Annotated in this window: 2 protein-coding genes; one reads left to right on the top strand and one right to left on the bottom strand. The window is 36.0% G+C overall.

The window, feature by feature from the left end; genetic code table 11:
- The first annotated feature begins 272 nt into the window (after positions 1-272).
- Positions 273-551, top strand: a complete 279-nt coding sequence (locus CJ191_RS09085) for an arginyl-tRNA synthetase (RefSeq protein WP_246819014.1) — start codon at positions 273-275, stop codon at positions 549-551.
- Here CJ191_RS09085 and CJ191_RS09205 read toward each other — a convergent pair.
- Positions 541-725, bottom strand: a 185-nt coding sequence (locus CJ191_RS09205) for a hypothetical protein (protein ID WP_219721566.1), incomplete at its 5' end; no start/stop codon positions are given. The genes CJ191_RS09085 and CJ191_RS09205 overlap by 11 nt on opposite strands.

Below are 725 nucleotides of genomic sequence, written 5' to 3'. Positions count from 1 at the left end.
ATAATGGAAATGAATGATAAATAAAAAAACCAAGCAATCAATGATTACTTGGAAATTATTCTCATCAGTCCGATTTGACGAAGAGCCGATATTTTTGTCCCAGTCTCTTTTTTATTTGCTTTTAGAACGCCTTTTAATGGTGGTGGATTAGGGGCAGCCATCAAAAAGGGATAGTACTTAGGCATAAAATATGCTTTGACTAGTTGTCATATTGTTTTCGCTGGTATAGTGAATATGCTATAATGTGTATAATAATTATGGGGAGTGATATCATGGAACAATCAACTAAAAAAGGCTTAATTGCTTTAGGTGCAATTGCTGCAATCGCAGGTATTGCCGCTGTCGCATTATACCAAGAAGACAAAAACTCAGTAATCAGTGATTTCATCGATGATGCTGGTCGTCAATTACGCCATACGCGTCGTGACTTAGCTCGTCGTGCTGATGATGTATCATTTTTACCAAACCGCTCATTCAGCGATCGTGTAAAAGATTCAGCAGCAGATGCCTATGACTATGCTGTAGGCCAAGCAAAATCATTTACAAAATAGAATGAACATAAGTGCCTCTAACTGCTATGTGTAATAGTGGTTGGGGGTATTTTTTTATTGGTTCTGTGTCAAATAGTGTTGGTGACCAAAAATAAATAATCACAGTTATTTTTTTAATTAAGTTTTTAATAAAGGAGGGGTCATGTTTATTTACAAGATAAGCATGGCCCTTTT

The organism is Aerococcus viridans (assembly GCF_002871935.1).
Taxonomy (GTDB): Bacteria; Bacillota; Bacilli; order Lactobacillales; family Aerococcaceae; genus Aerococcus; species Aerococcus viridans_B.
Note: the sequence above shows the minus strand (reverse complement) of the source record. Positions and strands in the feature narration are given on the sequence as shown.